13 protein-coding genes are annotated in these 15,665 nt (G+C 57.4%); 6 read left to right on the plus strand and 7 right to left on the minus strand.

What is annotated here, in order from left to right:
• The first annotated feature begins 157 nt into the window (after positions 1-157).
• On the plus strand, positions 158-2,134 hold the full coding sequence (locus tag ACOI8A_RS13055) for a methyl-accepting chemotaxis protein (RefSeq protein ID WP_420649225.1): 1,977 nt from the start codon (positions 158-160) through the stop codon (positions 2,132-2,134).
• Positions 2,135-2,148: 14 nt separating this feature from the next.
• Here the strand turns inward: ACOI8A_RS13055 and ACOI8A_RS13060 are convergent, their stop codons facing one another.
• From ACOI8A_RS13060 to ACOI8A_RS13090, 7 genes are all read right to left on the minus strand, one after another.
• Positions 2,149-2,862, minus strand: a complete 714-nt coding sequence (locus tag ACOI8A_RS13060) for a phosphocholine cytidylyltransferase family protein (protein ID WP_420649224.1) — start codon at positions 2,860-2,862, stop codon at positions 2,149-2,151.
• A gap of 22 nt (positions 2,863-2,884) precedes the next feature.
• Complete coding sequence (locus ACOI8A_RS13065; protein ID WP_420649223.1) at positions 2,885-3,487, minus strand: gamma-glutamyl-gamma-aminobutyrate hydrolase family protein; 603 nt, start codon at positions 3,485-3,487, stop codon at positions 2,885-2,887.
• On the minus strand, positions 3,484-5,799 hold the full coding sequence (locus tag ACOI8A_RS13070; RefSeq protein WP_420649222.1) for a PEP-utilizing enzyme: 2,316 nt from the start codon (positions 5,797-5,799) through the stop codon (positions 3,484-3,486). Before ACOI8A_RS13070 ends, ACOI8A_RS13065 begins: the two co-directional genes overlap by 4 nt.
• 5 nt (positions 5,800-5,804) lie before the next feature.
• On the minus strand, positions 5,805-6,554 hold the full coding sequence (locus tag ACOI8A_RS13075; RefSeq protein WP_420649221.1) for a class I SAM-dependent methyltransferase: 750 nt from the start codon (positions 6,552-6,554) through the stop codon (positions 5,805-5,807).
• Positions 6,551-7,147, minus strand: coding sequence for an adenylyl-sulfate kinase (locus tag ACOI8A_RS13080; protein WP_420649220.1), 597 nt, complete (start codon positions 7,145-7,147; stop codon positions 6,551-6,553). Before ACOI8A_RS13080 ends, ACOI8A_RS13075 begins: the two co-directional genes overlap by 4 nt.
• Before the next feature lie 31 nt (positions 7,148-7,178).
• Positions 7,179-8,327, minus strand: a complete 1,149-nt coding sequence (locus ACOI8A_RS13085) for a hypothetical protein (RefSeq protein WP_420649219.1) — start codon at positions 8,325-8,327, stop codon at positions 7,179-7,181.
• Between the two features lie 329 nt (positions 8,328-8,656).
• The gene (locus ACOI8A_RS13090; protein WP_420651328.1) at positions 8,657-9,349 is read right to left on the minus strand and encodes an ATP-binding protein; all 693 of its coding nucleotides are present in this window, start codon (positions 9,347-9,349) and stop codon (positions 8,657-8,659) included.
• Positions 9,350-9,376: 27 nt separating this feature from the next.
• On the opposite strand from ACOI8A_RS13090, the gene ACOI8A_RS13095 reads away from it, so the two are divergent.
• The 5 genes from ACOI8A_RS13095 (at position 9,377) to ACOI8A_RS13115 (ending at position 15,297) form a co-directional block, all read left to right on the plus strand.
• Positions 9,377-9,625, plus strand: coding sequence for a hypothetical protein (locus tag ACOI8A_RS13095; protein WP_420651315.1), 249 nt, complete (start codon positions 9,377-9,379; stop codon positions 9,623-9,625).
• A gap of 182 nt (positions 9,626-9,807) precedes the next feature.
• Positions 9,808-11,073, plus strand: coding sequence for a site-specific integrase (locus tag ACOI8A_RS13100; protein WP_420651314.1), 1,266 nt, complete (start codon positions 9,808-9,810; stop codon positions 11,071-11,073).
• Positions 11,070-12,668 carry a site-specific integrase gene (locus ACOI8A_RS13105; protein ID WP_420651313.1) on the plus strand — a complete coding sequence of 533 codons (1,599 nt, stop codon included), beginning with the start codon at positions 11,070-11,072 and terminating at the stop codon, positions 12,666-12,668. The genes ACOI8A_RS13100 and ACOI8A_RS13105 overlap by 4 nt, the downstream gene beginning before the upstream one ends.
• A complete protein-coding gene (locus tag ACOI8A_RS13110) occupies positions 12,665-14,896 on the plus strand; it encodes a hypothetical protein (protein ID WP_420651312.1) in 2,232 nt (743 codons plus the stop codon). Before ACOI8A_RS13105 ends, ACOI8A_RS13110 begins: the two co-directional genes overlap by 4 nt.
• A gap of 2 nt (positions 14,897-14,898) precedes the next feature.
• The gene (locus ACOI8A_RS13115; RefSeq protein WP_420651311.1) at positions 14,899-15,297 is read left to right on the plus strand and encodes a hypothetical protein; all 399 of its coding nucleotides are present in this window, start codon (positions 14,899-14,901) and stop codon (positions 15,295-15,297) included.
• Positions 15,298-15,665 lie beyond the last annotated feature (368 nt).

Genomic DNA, 15,665 nt, shown 5'->3' on the forward strand with positions numbered 1-15,665 from the left:
CGCCATAACCGCGCTATCTACTCAAGTATTCGGGTTTTCCGCCGAATACGTGCAGGTGGGACCGACGTGCCGGTTTCGCGCTTCACCCCCCATTATTAGAATTTTCCGAGCAAGTGCCGCGATCAAGGAGGATCCGCAGCTCGGCCAGGAGCTGTCCATGTCTCAACCTCGTGCTCGGATCGCCTCGCAGCTGGGCCTCGCGCTCGCCGTGATACTGGCGATTGTCATCAGCGGCAGTACGGTGTTCGCCCTGCGCTCGCTGGATACCGCCAACCTCGCCACCCGTGAAGAACACCTGGCCAGCGAGGCACGCCTGCTGGCCGATCAGCTGAGCACCTTTCACGGCACGCTGCGTGAAAGCACCCAGCGCCTGAGCGGGCTGTTCGAGAAGCGCTTCAGCACGGGGCTGAGCATTCACCCGGACGAACCGGTGAACGTGGCCGGCACCCAGACTCCGGGTCTGCACCTGGGCAGCGAAGTGCTGAACAACAACTTCAAGGAAGTCGACGGCTTCAAGCAGATGACCGCCGGCGTCGCCACACTGTTCGTGCGTAGCGGCGAAGACTTCGTGCGAGTCAGCACTTCGCTGACCAAACAGGACGGCAGCCGCGCCATTGGCACGCTGCTTGATCACGCTCACCCGGCGTACGCGAAGTTGATGGCGGGCCAGAGCTACGTCGGCCGCGCCTTGCTGTTCGAACGCTCCTACATGACCCAATACACCCCGGTGCGCGACAGCAGCGGCAAGGTGATTGCGGTGTTGTTCGTCGGCTTCGACTACACCGACGCGCAGAACGCCCAGTTCGATAACCTCAAGCGCTTCCGCATCGGCCAGACCGGTTCGCTGGCGTTGCTCGATGAGCAAAACAAATGGCTGGTGCCGCCGGCCGGTGTGCAGGCGCTGGATCAAGCGATTCCGGTGATCAGCGGCGTGGCGAAGACGCCGGGTAAAGGCCAGTTCTGGAGCGACAAGTCCGAAGACTTCTACAGCGTTGCCGTACCGTTCGATGGCGGGCCGTGGTCGGTGGTGGCGAGCATGCCGAAAAGCGAAATTCGCGCCGTGACCTGGAGCGTCGGCATTCAACTGGCCATCGGCAGCCTGCTGGCGATGCTGATCGCGGTCGGCTCGGCGGTGTGGTTGCTGCGCAGCAAATTGCAGCCATTGGGCGATCTGGTGCGTCAGGCCGAAGCCTTGGGCGCCGGTGATCTGAGCGTGCGTCTGAACGTGTCGAGCAATGATGAAATCGGTCAGCTGTCGCGCGCTTTCAACCAGATGAGCCAGGCGCTGTCGACCATGGTCGAGCACATCCGCCGCTCTTCGGAAGAGGTCAACAGCCGTGCCCAGGCGCTGTCCGGTTTGTCCGGTGGCGCGTACGAAGGCATGGAGCAGCAGTCCGGCGAAATCACCAGCATGGCTGGCGCCGTTGAAGAGTTCTCCGCGACCTCGCTGGACATCGCCGACAACATGGGCGCCACCCAGCGCCTGGCTCAGGAAAACGCTCAACAAACGCAGATCGGTCGCACCTCGATGGGCGAAGCGTCCTCGTCGCTGGAGCAGATTGCCGGCGCCCTGAACAGCACCGCCACCGTGATCAACACCCTCGGCCAGCGCTCGCAGGAAATCGGTGGCATCGTCGGTGTGATCACCTCGATTGCCGAACAGACCAACCTGCTGGCGCTCAACGCCGCGATTGAAGCGGCGCGTGCCGGCGAGCAAGGTCGCGGCTTCGCGGTGGTGGCCGACGAAGTGCGCAACCTCGCGTCGCGTACCCGTCAGGCGACGGATGAAATCTCCGGCATGATCCAGAGCATTCAGCAGGAAACCGGCAACGCCATCAGCACCATGGAACAAGGCAATTTGCTGATGCAGGAAGGCTTGTCGCGCAACGCCAACGTCGCTTCGGCTCTGGCGCGTATCGATGAGCAAAGCCGTTCGGCCGGTGAGCAGTTTGCCGCGATCACCACCGCGACTCAGGAACAGAGCAGCACTGCGACTCTGCTCAGCAGCAACTTGCAGAGCATTGCCCTGGCCAACAGCGAGCAGCGTGAAGTGGTTTCCAATCTGGCGATTACCGCCAAGGAGCTGGAAAAACTGGCAGCAGATCTGCGCTCCGAGGTTGACCGCTTCCGTTGAAGCGGCGCGCCTGCTTACTGGTAGGCAGAGAGGTCTTCGCTGGAGTCGACCTCTCCCCATTCTCCCGTGTAAGGCACAGCTTCGATCGGCACTCGACCGGCATCGATGACCCGTTGCAGGGTGTTGGTCATGTGCATCTGGTCGCACTGGCTCGGGGTCAATTCGCTGCGTAGGCGAACCACTTCTGCCCAGCCCTCGGGCGTGAAGCGCAGCAGACCCATGTACTGGCCTTCGACTTCATCCACCGTTTGCGGTTTGTTGCCGATTTCCGCCAGCGTCTGGTCGCTGTTCAGACGGAACGTTTCGGCGTCCAGCAATGGATCGCCGAAACGTTGTGTCCACAATGCCAACCAGTTCGGGTCATAGGTCACGGCCAGCGATGCCTGGTTGGTCATCAACGACTGCACAGCCGTCGGGCTGTAGAAAATATCCGAATAACTCACGATGCACGGCTGCCCGGCAAGCCAGGCTTCGGCGCATGCCAGAGACGCGACCATGTTGGTTTCAGCCCAGCGTCGGTTATGAAATTCGCTCAGACCTTTGTCGGCCAGCAACTCGCGCTTGTAGCCTGTGACCACAGCGATTTCGCTGATGCCCGCCGCGCGCAGTGACTCCAACTGCCATTCGAGCAATGGTTTGCCGCGCAATTCGACCAGGCATTTCGGGCGTTCATCGGTGAGACTTTTCATGCGACTGCCACGGCCGGCAGCGAGAATAATGGCTTTCACAACAGGTCTGTTCCGTAAGTGATCAAGTGAGGTCGGATTCGCCAAAAAGCTGCTGGATTCGCTGCACGTCGTGCGCGGCAAAATCGGCCTCGCGTTCCGGGTGCCACATCCAGCCTTGCCAAGGCAGGCGTGAGTGGCGGATGGCTTCGATTTCGCCGTCTTCGCTGCGCGCCAGCACTTCAAATTCTGGCGGGCAACTGGCAAGGCACAGGTTATGAAAGCTGTTCACGTCTGCTTTGATCTGGCCGGACAACCGGTGCCGCGTGCGCACATGGCCGGTCACCGGCTGCAACTCCCCGCCCGCCCAGTGCGCGAGCATTTGCATGCCTCGGCAAATACCGAGGACGGGCAGACGCCGGGTGCGGGCATGGTCGAGCAGTTGCTGTTCAGTCAGGTCGCGGGCCGGGCATTGGCCGATGTCATTGCCGCCGGACAGCACAATGGCATGGGGCGAAACCGCCGCCAGCCACTGCTCAAGGCGGGCATGATCCAGGCCATTGGGCACCGGCACTGGAATAAAACCGGCCGCCAGCAGAAAAGCGCACATACGCTGATCCAGCGCATCGCGGATCTCGCCGCGCTCCGGGTGGCTGTCGACCCGCTGGCTGATCGCCACGACTTTCACGTCATCATCTCCACCCTGCGCCCCGGGCAATCCAGATGCAGGATGTCCGCTGTCGACCAGCGACGATAGAGCACTTCACCTGCACCGATCACGGCTGGCAAACCGAGTTCACCGGCACGAATCGCCATATGCGAATTGGCCCCGCCCCACGCCGTGATGAGCCCGGCAATCGGGTAAGCAAACAACCAGTCGAAGCCCGGGTCGGCATTGGGAATGCAGACAATTGCTCCGGCGAGTCTTTCCCGGTCATCGCATTGCACCACGGGCGCAGTCACACGCTTTTGGGTGATGAAATTCGGCGCCGTTTCCGGCCACTCGAAGCTCCACACATCCTCGGGGCAGGTGATCATCGGCGGCAGCGATAACTTCAGCGTTTCGGCGTAGCGCGCCTTGCCTTGTTCGATGCTGCGCAACAGCACCTCTTTGGGATCCGCAGCCGCCACATGCAGCTCGGTGAAGGCGCTGATATCGCAGTAGGCCAGGTCTTCACGCCCAATGCCGTGCTCGGCACCGACTTGCGCAATCAGTGCCAGAGCGTCGGACAGGTTGCGCGTGAAGTGGAATTTCGCCAGCTCGCGCAGTTCGATGCCGTTTTGCAGGAAGTCCAGCAAACCCACCGGATCCGGCTGCAAGCCATGGGCTTCGAGCTGCTTCACGATCTCGCGCATCTGCGGCAGCGTCAGCGAAAACGGCTGAACAGGCTCCGGGGCAGACGGACGTTGATTCCAGTCAAAGTACAGTTCCGGCGCTTCATCGTAACGCGGCGACAGAATGTCGTAGGTGCCCGGACGCAAATGCCCGTAGCGCGACAGGAACGTCGCCTTGTCGAGCATCGCCCGATCACGCGCCAACTGACCGCTGACGGTAGAAACACCGGCCATGAACGCATCGTAGTCAGCCTGCGAAAACACGCCGACGGCCACCAGCGACCTGAGCATCTGCACCGCGACAAAACCCGCGCGGGCCAGGCCGGCGAAGGGCAGGGTGCCGTAGCGTTTCGCGTCCTCCAGCAGCCAGTAGATGCGCTCCAGCGGGTCAGCGTCGGAGGCCAGCAATTCTTCGCGGCGAGCGTTGAGAACGTCGAGTTTGTTGGCATCGCTGCGCCACAAACCGTCTTTCGGGTGGACGATGCGGTTGGTCAATTTACGCAAACTGGTGCTGATGGCTTCCAGTTCATGTTCCTGAAAACCGGCACTGGCCAGGCGTTCCAGCTGTTGTGACAAATCCAGGGTGTAGCAGGAGAAAACGATCTCGAACTCCACCTTGTCGTGCAGCGTCGGTTCCGCCAGCAGCCGCTCGATGTAGTAGTCGACCAGGCGCCCGGCCAGCTCTTCGTCGAGGTCTGCCGGAATGAAGGAGTTGAACGACAGCCGCACATCAATGTAGGGCAGGCCGAAAAAGTGCGGCATCAGCGGAAAGCTGCGCAGGTTTCGGTAGCCATAGTTGTGACGCTGATACGCCCAGATCGAATCCGTCACCAGATCCCGATACAGCGAAAGCGCCAGCGGTTTGGGACGAATGCCGATGATCTCGGCCGGGTTCCAGTCGGGCATCACGCCATAGACTGTTCGCTGGCCGATCAGGAACGGATGCGGGCGCATGCCGCGCGCCACTTTGCGCTGGATACTCTGCAGCCGCGCAGCCTGCGCAGCATCCGATTCCGGACGCGCAGGCAAAATCAGTGGTCGAGCCTGGAGCAACCAGAGAACCTCGCCTGTGGCTTCGCCGGTTACCGCAAACTCGCAGTCGACAGGCTGGTCGCCGAACAGGCCGAGCAATTCTTCAAGCAAGGCCACCACCGGGGCGAGCGATGCGGGCGGCGCCACTGGGCTGTGCGCTGCCTGCTGCCAGAGTCGCCCACCCATGCCGCCGGTCACCGACGCAGTGTCAGTACCTTCTGACCAATTCACCACCCGGTACGGCGCGCAGGTGTTGGGGTCGTGAGAAAACGCGACACCGGAACGCAGCACGTTGGCCAGCATCGGCTGTATCAGTATCTCGTCGGCCAGATGCACATCGCCGTAACTGGCGATGACCTGTTCGATCGCGTCGGTCAGACCGGGGTCATCGACATTCGCGAGCGACAGGAAGGCGCCAGCGAACGAGGCATCGGCGCTGTCCTCGCGCGCGCAACTGGAGCGCACGATCCACGGGGCGGCAGACAGCCGACCCTGGATGTCCCGAATACAGGCTGGCCGATCCGCTTGCCAGTCGGCCACGCTGAACGCCAGCAGCGGCGCAATGCGCGCCGACGCGAGTCGCCCTTGCAGGCGCGACAGCGTGCCGGCCTTGGTTGAGAAGTGCAGGGCCATCAGGCTTATCTCAGCTGCGCGACCCAAATGTTCGTCGAGTACGGAATCTGGATCGACGGCGTCTGCAGACTTTGCAGGTAGTCGTCGATGGCGCTGATCACTTCATGGAAGTTCGCACCGGCCTGACGCTCCAGGGTGGCGTGCGAGCGCCAGGCTTCCAGGCATTCGGCGATGGTTTGTTGGTGAATCACTCGCGCATCCAGATGAACCACTGCGCCGAACAGCTCGCTGGCATCGATCACTGCGGTCTGATCTTCGCGACGGGTGCCGTAGCCATAACCTGGCACGCGTTCTTTGATGATGGCTTCGATGCGCGCTTGAATCGGGTCTTCAAGGTTGCGGTGGTTCCACATGCAGGCGAACCAGCCACGCGGCTTGAGAATACGCGCGGTTTCCTTGAGCGCCTGCTGGCGGTCGCAGACGTTGAAGGAGCTGCCGAAGGTGACCATGTCGAAGGCTTGCGCGGCTTGGCCGGTGACTTCGCCAGTGCCTTCGTGCCATTTGACGTTACCCAGCGCAGCGGTGCGCTTGATGCCGTTGGCGCGCATTGCATCGTTGGGTTCCACCGCGGTGACATCCAGCTCACGCGCAGCCAGCATCAGCGTCAGGTGCGCAACACCCGCGCCGACGTCACAGAACGCGTCGCCTTTTTCGGCACCGGCGATCGACAGCATCGCGTCGATGGCCGCGTCGGCGTAGTCCGGACGTTTCAGGTAAGCATCAGCCAGCGTGGTGTAGTCCCATTCCGTTTTCATAGCAGATTCCTTGTATAAATTTTATTGAATAAATCATCGGCCAGATGTTGGCCGGAACGCAGCGGATTGAACTCGGCTACCCAGTCCGCTGCTTGTGGTTCATCAATGGCCAGATCGAGTCCGGCGACATTGTGCAATTCACCCGCGTGGTAACGACGGTAGATACCCTTGGGATCGCGGCGACTCAGCTCCTCCACCGGGACTTTCAGGTACACCTCGAAATACCCCGGCTGATGGGCGCGGTTCCACCTATGAACTTCATGAAACAGTGAAATCGTCGCGATCACGACGGTGTGCCCTTGTGCGGCAATCATTCGGCACAGGTGGGCGTATTGCATCGCCAGCGCCAGCCGACCTTCACGGCCATGATTTTGCGAGTTGGCTGCGGTTGCGCCGAACACTTCGCGCAATTCATCGCCGTCCAGCAGCACAACCGATTGGCCGTTGCTGCGCAGTCTGGCCACGAGCTCGCCGGCCAGCGTTGATTTGCCGGCACCTGAGAGGCCTGTAATCCAGATTACCTGTGCGCCAAGATCGCGTTTCATATCGGTCTGATTTTTGTTTGGTGTGACTGTAACGGCAGGCTGAACCATTTAATGAGCTCAGCCTGCTCCAAGGGTAGTTTTACTCGCCCATTGCCCGTCCAAAAGAGTCGAGTCTGAGCAGGCTGAATCTCGACTCGTGGCGGTGCTCGATCAGGTCTTTGAACACATCCTGAGAGCGGGGCAATTGGCTGTACTGTGCTTCGTAGAACTTCTTGTAAATGTAGTGACTGTGCTCGGCCGACAGCATGCTGAAACCCAACGCAATGTCTTTGAGGTCATTGCTGTTCTTGGCGATCGGCAGCAAGTTTTCCATCTGCTCGCGCCAGGCGTCGACTGTAGGGTTTTGTTCTGCAGTGAGCGGCACGTAGTAAATCGGTAATTTGCCGGTATTGAGCATGAACGAAACACCACCCGTTGATGCATCGGTAACGATGGTGTCGCACAACTGGTAAAAAGCCGAACTGCTTGTTCCCTTCTCGTCGATGGAGATCCAGTCGTGTTGAGAAAGTTGCTGGCACAAGTCTTTCACACTGGGGTGTGCGAGATCAGCCATATACGGACGCAATATGAATGTTGCGTGGGGAATAGTGTCTTTGATCGAGTTAATGACGGTTTGCAGGTTTTCATACAGCGACGCGCCACTTGGGCAAATACCAAGTTGAGTAGGCAAGAGTCCGACAACATATTGCTCAGAGGTTTTATCTGCAGGGCGAGCGGATTCGAAGAACTGCGGGATTTTCAGCGGCAACGTTGGCACTACACTGATCGGGCGAAGATCCGAGCGCAGTGCAATTCCGTCGGTTATCAGGGTCTTCAGGGCTTTCCTGTCGTGTCTGTAAAGTTGCAGCCCTGTTTTAAGCAAGTCAAATCCCGACTGCGAAGAGCAAATAATCGCGTCCCAGTAGGAAGTCAGTTCTGAATAGTAGTATTTGTCTTGGGTCGGCATCCCGACGTTGCCATGGCTGATGAAGATGCCGAAGTTTGAATCGTCAAGTACACGGCCAATCCAGCCGTCATTGGAAAGTACAACTTGCGATTGCAAGTTTGAAATGTATTCCACGTCCACTTGTTGCACAGGGTGGTTGAGGAAATCTTCAGTCTCTTCTCTGCTCAGGCCGGTTTTGTCTGTTTGAAGAACAATGCAGTTATACGTGTTCCGCAGTGAGTTTAGCGCAGGCAATAAATACTCAAGATATGTTTTGCCACCTTGCGCAACGTTGCTGATCAAAAAAACATCTTTCATAGTGAGTGATTACTTTTAAAGTTTTATAGAGGAAATAAATCAAGCCAAGCGGACGGCGGATGGACTGATATTGGCGACTGCACTCATGCGGATGTTTAGTTATTGAACTGCTGCGCCCGTTGAGCAAAATAAATCTTATCCATGATGAGTACCGCCTCCATATATGCTGTGTGAAACGTCGATGCTTAATTAAAAACGCAAATTTTATACAGAATGTTGCCGTTATATCACATAACGTCTGCGCACTATCAGTGCGCGAAATTTTTATTTGCGCAGGCTTACTCCGCTTGGAGAGTGGCGCGTTGCGTCATCCTTCATTGGGTTGCCGGCCGATACTGCAATGCCTCGGCCAAATGTTCACGAGTGATCATGTCAAGTTGCTCCAGGTCCGCCAGCGTTCGCGCAACCTTGAGCAAACGGTGGGCCGAGCGTAGCGACAGGGTCAGGCGCTCGCATGCCGACTCGAGCCATGTTTCATCGGCTGTGGATAACTTGCAGTGCTTCTTCAATCCCGGCAAATCGAGAAAGGCGTTGGCGCAGCCCTGGCGTTTCTGCTGGCGCTCTCGGGCGTCGGCGACCAGTGCCGCCGCGCTGGCGCTGTCGTCTCCCGGTTTCACTGCCGGGTTCAACGCCGTCGCCTCGCGCGCCACTGTCAGGTGCAGATCGATCCGGTCGAGCAGCGGGCCTGACAGCTTGTTGCGGTAGCGCTGCACCATGTCGGGTGTGCATGAACAGCGTCCAGTTGGCTCGCCAAGATATCCACAGGGGCATGGATTCATTGCGGCCACCAGTTGGAACCTTGCGGGAAAACGCACCCGTTCCTTCGCCCGGGAAATCACGATCCATCCCGATTCCAGCGGCTCGCGCAGAACTTCCAGTACCTTGCGATCAAATTCCGGCAGCTCATCGAGAAACAGCACGCCGTGATGGGCGAGGGTGATTTCGCCCGGTTGCGGTTTTGAACTGCTGTGACATATGGGAATAGATGCAACGCAGCTACGCTGCAACCCGCATGGAAGCATGTCCCACGGGTAATGGAGCTGCTCAGCAACTGGGGCAGTCTGAAACAGGTGAGATCACTTGGTCCCGATTCGGCAGCCGATTTCGTAAATGCACTACAAGTGCTCGATGCGGTTTCCGGTGCTAAGGAAGACCAGGTCCTGCGCCAGCTCAGCGTCCAGTTGTTCAGAAACTCAAAACGCCTCGAAGCCCTATGCAAACACATTGATATTTTGACCGCCGAAGCATTCAACTCACCGGCACGGCACTGGAGTGAAGTCTAAGAGCCTGTTTTGCCTGATTTGTCACTTTTGGACATGGTTTTATTCGCCTTTAATCCTGTATTTTCAGTGCTTTATGGTAGCGACAAGCGCTTAAATTCTGGAAAGCAAAACGTTAGGTTTTGCGTTGACCTTAACTTGTTCCTGACTATAGTTAGAAAAGTTATTTTTTAAGAGGGAGCAATATGGGTTTCCAGGTCATAGAGCAGGTGGTGAATGGTGCTCGTAGAAAGCTGCTGGTGCAAGACTACATCCCGGTTTACTACCCCAACCTCTACATGACCATGGAGCACTCGGGCAGAGCCCTCGAAACGACCAAGAAGTACCTTGAGCATCTGGTTGTGCTTGAGCAGTTTCTGGCCTTTTCCTCCATTGATTTGATTTCTCACCTCGAACAACGCCCTCACAGCCAATACCTGACAGACAGCGAGCTTTCTAGGTTTGTGTCGGACGCGGGGTTCAGCAAGGAAACCCTGGCCATGAAGTATGCGGGGATGCATTTGCATCCGACTGCCTACAAATCCGTTGGCAAAGTCCATGCGCAGCAGCGAATCGAGGCGGTACGCGACTATCTGGCCTTCCTGTATGACAAGTTGGGTGATCACTCAACACGACATGAGGCGGTTGACGATCTGAAGAAGCGCATCAACCGCAAGATCAAAGCGGCCAGCCCTGCGTGGAAAAAAACGCGGGTGGACGAAATGAAGGGGCTTACGAGTCAGGAGCGAACTCGATTGCTGGAAATCATGCACCCGGATAGCGCCGAGAACCCCTTTTCAGATGAAGCCATCAGGCTGCGTAACTACATCATTTTGCTGCTGGGTCTCGACATGGGGCTGCGACGCTCCGAGATGCTGCTGATCAAGACCAGCGATATTCACTGGCACAGTCGTCAACTAGCGGTGGTCAACCTGGAGGATGAGAGCCTCGATCCACGAACGATGGCCCCGCAATTCAAAACCCACGAGCGCATGCTGGTGATGACTGACGACCTGTATGACGCAATCACTGAGTACGAATCGAAATATCGCAAAAGAAAGCCCCGTAGCGGCGCATCGCAAGCGAGAAGCCATCCGTTTTTGCTGGTGGCGCACAAGCGAAATGAGGGCGGACCTCTGACCATCAAAGCAGTGGATGGCGTTCTGCCCAGGGTCCGAGAAATAGCACCGGAACTGGCTCATGTGCACCCACATATTCTGAGGCATGACGCGGTCTACACGATGCTGGAAAGCATGCGTGTGGAACTGGCAGCGTTCACGCCGGAGGATCGCACCACGCAAGTTCAAAAGACCCTTACATACATGTTCGGCTGGAGTCCCGATTCGGACATGCCCGGCCGCTACGGCGCGAAATTCTGGAAGGAAGAGGCAGACAAAGCGATACAGAAACGGGCCGAGCGGTTTAAGGCCATCCGCCAGAACGCCGAGGCGACACAAGGAGGCTCAGAGTGAACATCGCCGTCGAAGCACTTCAGGCACCCACGAAGGACAGCCTTAATGAATGGTTGAACACGCCTCGCTTGGCCAAGTGCGGAGAAGTGTTCATACCTACCCACCCCATGTGGAGACCGGATAAATCGAATGGCCGTTCAGTCAACTGGGAAGCGGCTATTGCCTGTGTCTCGCCGGATTGGCAGCCCTGGTTGCACGCCGCCCTGGCGTACCGAATGGCCGATGTGTCAGCGGCCACGGTTTTTGCGACTACCTCTGGGTTGTCGCGGGCTGCACAAGCCGGGCTTGACCCGCTTAACGAGGATCACCTGATCGATCTGCGGGAGCGCTTTAACCATTCTGAGTTTAGTGTCATTGCCTCTTTCATGGCGTTTTGGCACGACTGCGAATCCCTCGAACAGCGCCCGACGCAATCCCTTATCGATGCCTACCAGGCACTGCCCAGGAAAAAAAACTCCAGCAACGATGTGATCCTCAGCCTGGACCCCGAACAAGGCCCGTTCACGCAGGTGGAGCAGGACGGTCTGTACCAATGGATACATGAGCAGTTTTGTCACGGTCAGTTAGATCCCGAGCAGTACCTTTACCTGCGCTTGTTGATGATTTATGGGCCGCGAGGCACTCAGGCGCGAGCGCTGGTTTTTGGTGATTTCACGAAGAGCGACCAGGGCTGCAAGGTCAGGATGCCCTGGGCAAAGCAAAGATGGGACGAGGGAGGTTGGCGAGTAAAGTTCGAAACATTCAGTCTGGATGATGACCTCTACAGCGTGGTGCAGGCCTACAAGGCAATGGTTCTGGCGCAACTCTGGCAAACGTATCCAGACGGTGCCGACTGGAATGCAGCCATTGAGAATGCGCCCCTCTTTCGTCGGAAGCTAGATGATGATGAAGCAGAACCTTGGGAGCGGGTGGATCCCCCTGTTTTGCTCGATAGCCCCCTTCAAAAAAGCCTCGAAGACGCGCCGCAGGCGATCTTTCATGCCGGAAACACAACGATCAATGCTTGGCTTGAGCGCATCGGGCGGATGGAGGGCTTTCCAATTTCGCCTCGCACCCATCAGCCACTGATTGTGACGCGGGGTCACCGGTTCAGGCACACCCTCGGCACGGACCTGTCCAATGCGGGGATGAGTGAGTGGGCGATGGCCCGCGCATTGATGCACAAGGGTACTCAGACAGTGCGAAAGTACCGACAGGTGTCGGCAGAGTTGCTGGCGTTGATCGACGCGAAGATGACCGACCATCTGGCCTTGGTTGTGAATGCGTTCACCGGGATCATCGTCACAGATCGCACCTCAGCGAAAAACGGAGAACTAGCGGATCGACTAATCGAGGATCTGGCGGTGTGTGGTGCCGATGCCGCCTGCCATCTCGATGCGCCGTTTACCTGTTACGCCTGCGGAAAGTTTCAGCCACTTCTGGACGCGGACCACAGTTCGGTCCTTGAGCGATTGGAACGTCGTCGGGAGCAAACCATTGCCACGGACAAAACCACCGGCGTGCTCTGGGATCGGGCCATTTTGGCTTGCCGCAAGGTGATTCTGGATTGTGAGGCCATGCGCCGATCATCGGGCTCTGGAAGGACAGAAGAATGACCGAAGCGTTTGATTCTGAACCGTCTGAACCGACGAACAACATTGTCGATTTTAAGCCCAGGAGCCAACTGGCTGCGGAGGCTCAGCTCGCGGCATTTATCGAATGGGCAAAACAAACCCTACCCAAAGGCATTCCCAATCAAGTGCACGCGAGTATTCGCTGGGAAGACGACAGTTGGCACTCGCATGGAGTCCAATCCTGTAGCTTCAGGGCGCTCGGATCGACCAAAGCTGTCCCAAAGGCGATGCAGGCACCTTTCACGGAGTTTGCCAAGGCCATAGCGGTGCACCGAAGGGTGTATTTGCAGAAAAAGGACATCACTGCATGGCAGTCCGCCCTGCAGGCGCTGGAAGCCGCCCTGTTCGAGCTGACCAGCACACGGGATGTGACGCAGGTGTCCGCCGCTGTCTGTAATAAAGCGTGCGACCACCTGAACCGTCACAGGACAAAAGGCGATACCGCATACAAACACAGTAAGGCACTTGAGGCCTGCATCACCCTGATGCGGGACAAAAAACTGCTCAAGTCGGATTTCCGATGGACTTCTCCGCTGAAGCTGAAGCCGACTGGCACGCTCAAGCAGCAAAGAGCCGATCGGGAACAGAAGCTACCCAACCCTGAAGCAATCAAAGCCCTCGGGGAAGTGTTCAATAACGAATTGACCCGCCCCCTCGATATCGTTGTGACATCCGCCTGTGCGCTGTTACTGAGTGCTCCCAGTCGCGTGGGTGAATTGGCGGATGTTGAATTGGGTTGCCTAGTATTCAAAGAGGATACCCACGGCAACCAGCGCATGTTCTTGCGCTGGTACGCGGAAAAGAAAAACCAGGTAATGCTGAAGCCCGTCATTACGCCTGAGATGGAGCCGGTCGTCGAGCGGGCCATCACGTTACTGAAACCGATCACCGATGAGGCGCGGGCTTACGCCGCCTGGCTGGAGGACCATCCCGATGAGTTTCCGCCCCATGAAGGACTGCCACCCAAGGGGCCTGATGAACCGCTCACCTACGCAGAAGCCTGTGCCGCGCTGAAACTCAGCGTTGGTAACGGCCCGCGAAGGAGATTCAATGCCAAGTTCCTGAAAGGCATGGAGAAGCAAAAGGCACTCAGCCCCGTCGCCCGAGCCCTATTGGCCGAGATCCGAGACGGGTGGGACTCCAGCGCGGGGAAGCGCATATTTGTTAAGGGCAGGATAGAGAGCTTTGAATTTGACGACCGGTGTGTGATCACGCTGCGCAAGCTCAATGTACTGCTGCGGGAGAAGTATCTTCCAAAGGATTTTCCATACACCACGCCGTACACTGAGGGCAAAGCTCGGGTGAAGTACCGTGATGCATTGTTTACCGTGCGCACGGGAGCAATGGCTGAAGACTCAGCTTTCGTTGTGACACACGGGTTTGGCGTGGAGATCGCGGCGAACACTAGCCGAATGAATGCGCAATTAGGTGGTACGAATGACCCGACAAGGAAAAGCCTGTTCGAGCGCTATGGCTACCCTGGCGTCAAGGTCAACACGCATGCGTTTCGGCACGAACTGAACACGCAGATGCACCGCGCGGGCCTGTCGCAGCTCCTGATTGACGCCTTCTCCGGGCGCACGACGTTGGGGTCGGTCTACAACCATGAAACCGTCGAGGAACGCACCCAAAGGGTTGCGGATTACCACCCACAAACGAAGCACAGCACCGCTGCTCAGCGCCTGGAAAAGGTCAAAACCAATCAGCCGCTGAACCTGATTGAGGTGAGGGAACTGCGCGAGGGTGAGCAGGACCGCATTATCCATCTAACCCCTTACGGCGTTTGTGTGCACAACTTTTCTTCCGAGCCCTGCCCGAAAATGGGTGCCTGTTTGGACTGCGGGCGGCTCGGTTGCGTCAAAGGGGATGACGTAAAGCTGAGCAATCTTAAGGAAGAACGCGACGACCTTAAACGTCGTCTCGATAAAGCCCTGGATGCGCAGTCTCGGGGCTTGTTTGGGGCATCGGAGTCGGCCAAAAAACTGGGTGAGAAACTCTTTAAGTGCGAGGCGCTCATCCATACGCTGGAAAACCCCGAACTCGAAAACGGTGCCATCGTATGGAACGCCGATAACGGTTGGACGCTGACCAAGAACGCCGCCGCAATGTCGGGGCTGATCGAAGTCAAATTCATTGAAGATAACCAGACGCAAGAGGCGTTGCCATCGTTGGATGACGTCTTGGCTTTGCTGGATGAGATCGAGGATTAACGATGGGGCATTTAACGCCAATGGATGAGAAACGCATCATTAAGCTGATTGAGGAATGGTCAGGGCCGAAGCTGACCTGGCCATTGCTTGTTGATGCCTGCAAAGAAAAACTGGGTATTAGTCGTGCTCGCCAGTCCCTGATGAATCTACCTGCCGTGGATTTAGCAATGAAGAATGCCAAGGCGGGATTGAAGGCTCAGAAGCTGAAGCCGGGCTGGATTAGCGATATTCAGGCAGCCAACGAGCGCATTGAGGAACTGACAGAGAGCAATCAGAAGCTGTCAGCTGCTGTTCGAGATATGTATCGCCGTTTTTTGATCTGGCAAGCCAATGCGGATATGCACGGGCTAACGCAATCGATGTTGGAGCAACCGGTTTCACAGCTTCAAAAGAAGACCTGATCCGGTGTTCAGAAACTTATACCTGGAAAAGACTCATGGCAGCTACGTCCTGAAACTCGAGCACTCTGACCATGCTCCGCGCTACGTTTCGGAAGGGTCGAGTTGATGATCCAGGGCGTCGTGCCTCATATGCGGCGAAAGTTACTGTCTCGTTCCTCCATAACAGATTGGTCAGAGTTACTAGCTGTAAAAGCGCAGTGGAAATTGAGCGACCAGTAACACTTCAGAGGCCTCGAATTGAAGCCGAGTTGAGCAGTAGAACACTTCTGGACTAGTAGGAAACGGCCGATTTCTGCCTGTTATGGTGGGCCGGAGTCGGCCAAGAGCAGTCAGTCGTATAGGACTGAGAGCGGTTGTTTGCTGCCCGT

Origin of the sequence: Pseudomonas sp. P4795 (assembly GCF_048822895.1) — a bacterium.
GTDB lineage: Bacteria > Pseudomonadota > Gammaproteobacteria > Pseudomonadales > Pseudomonadaceae > Aquipseudomonas.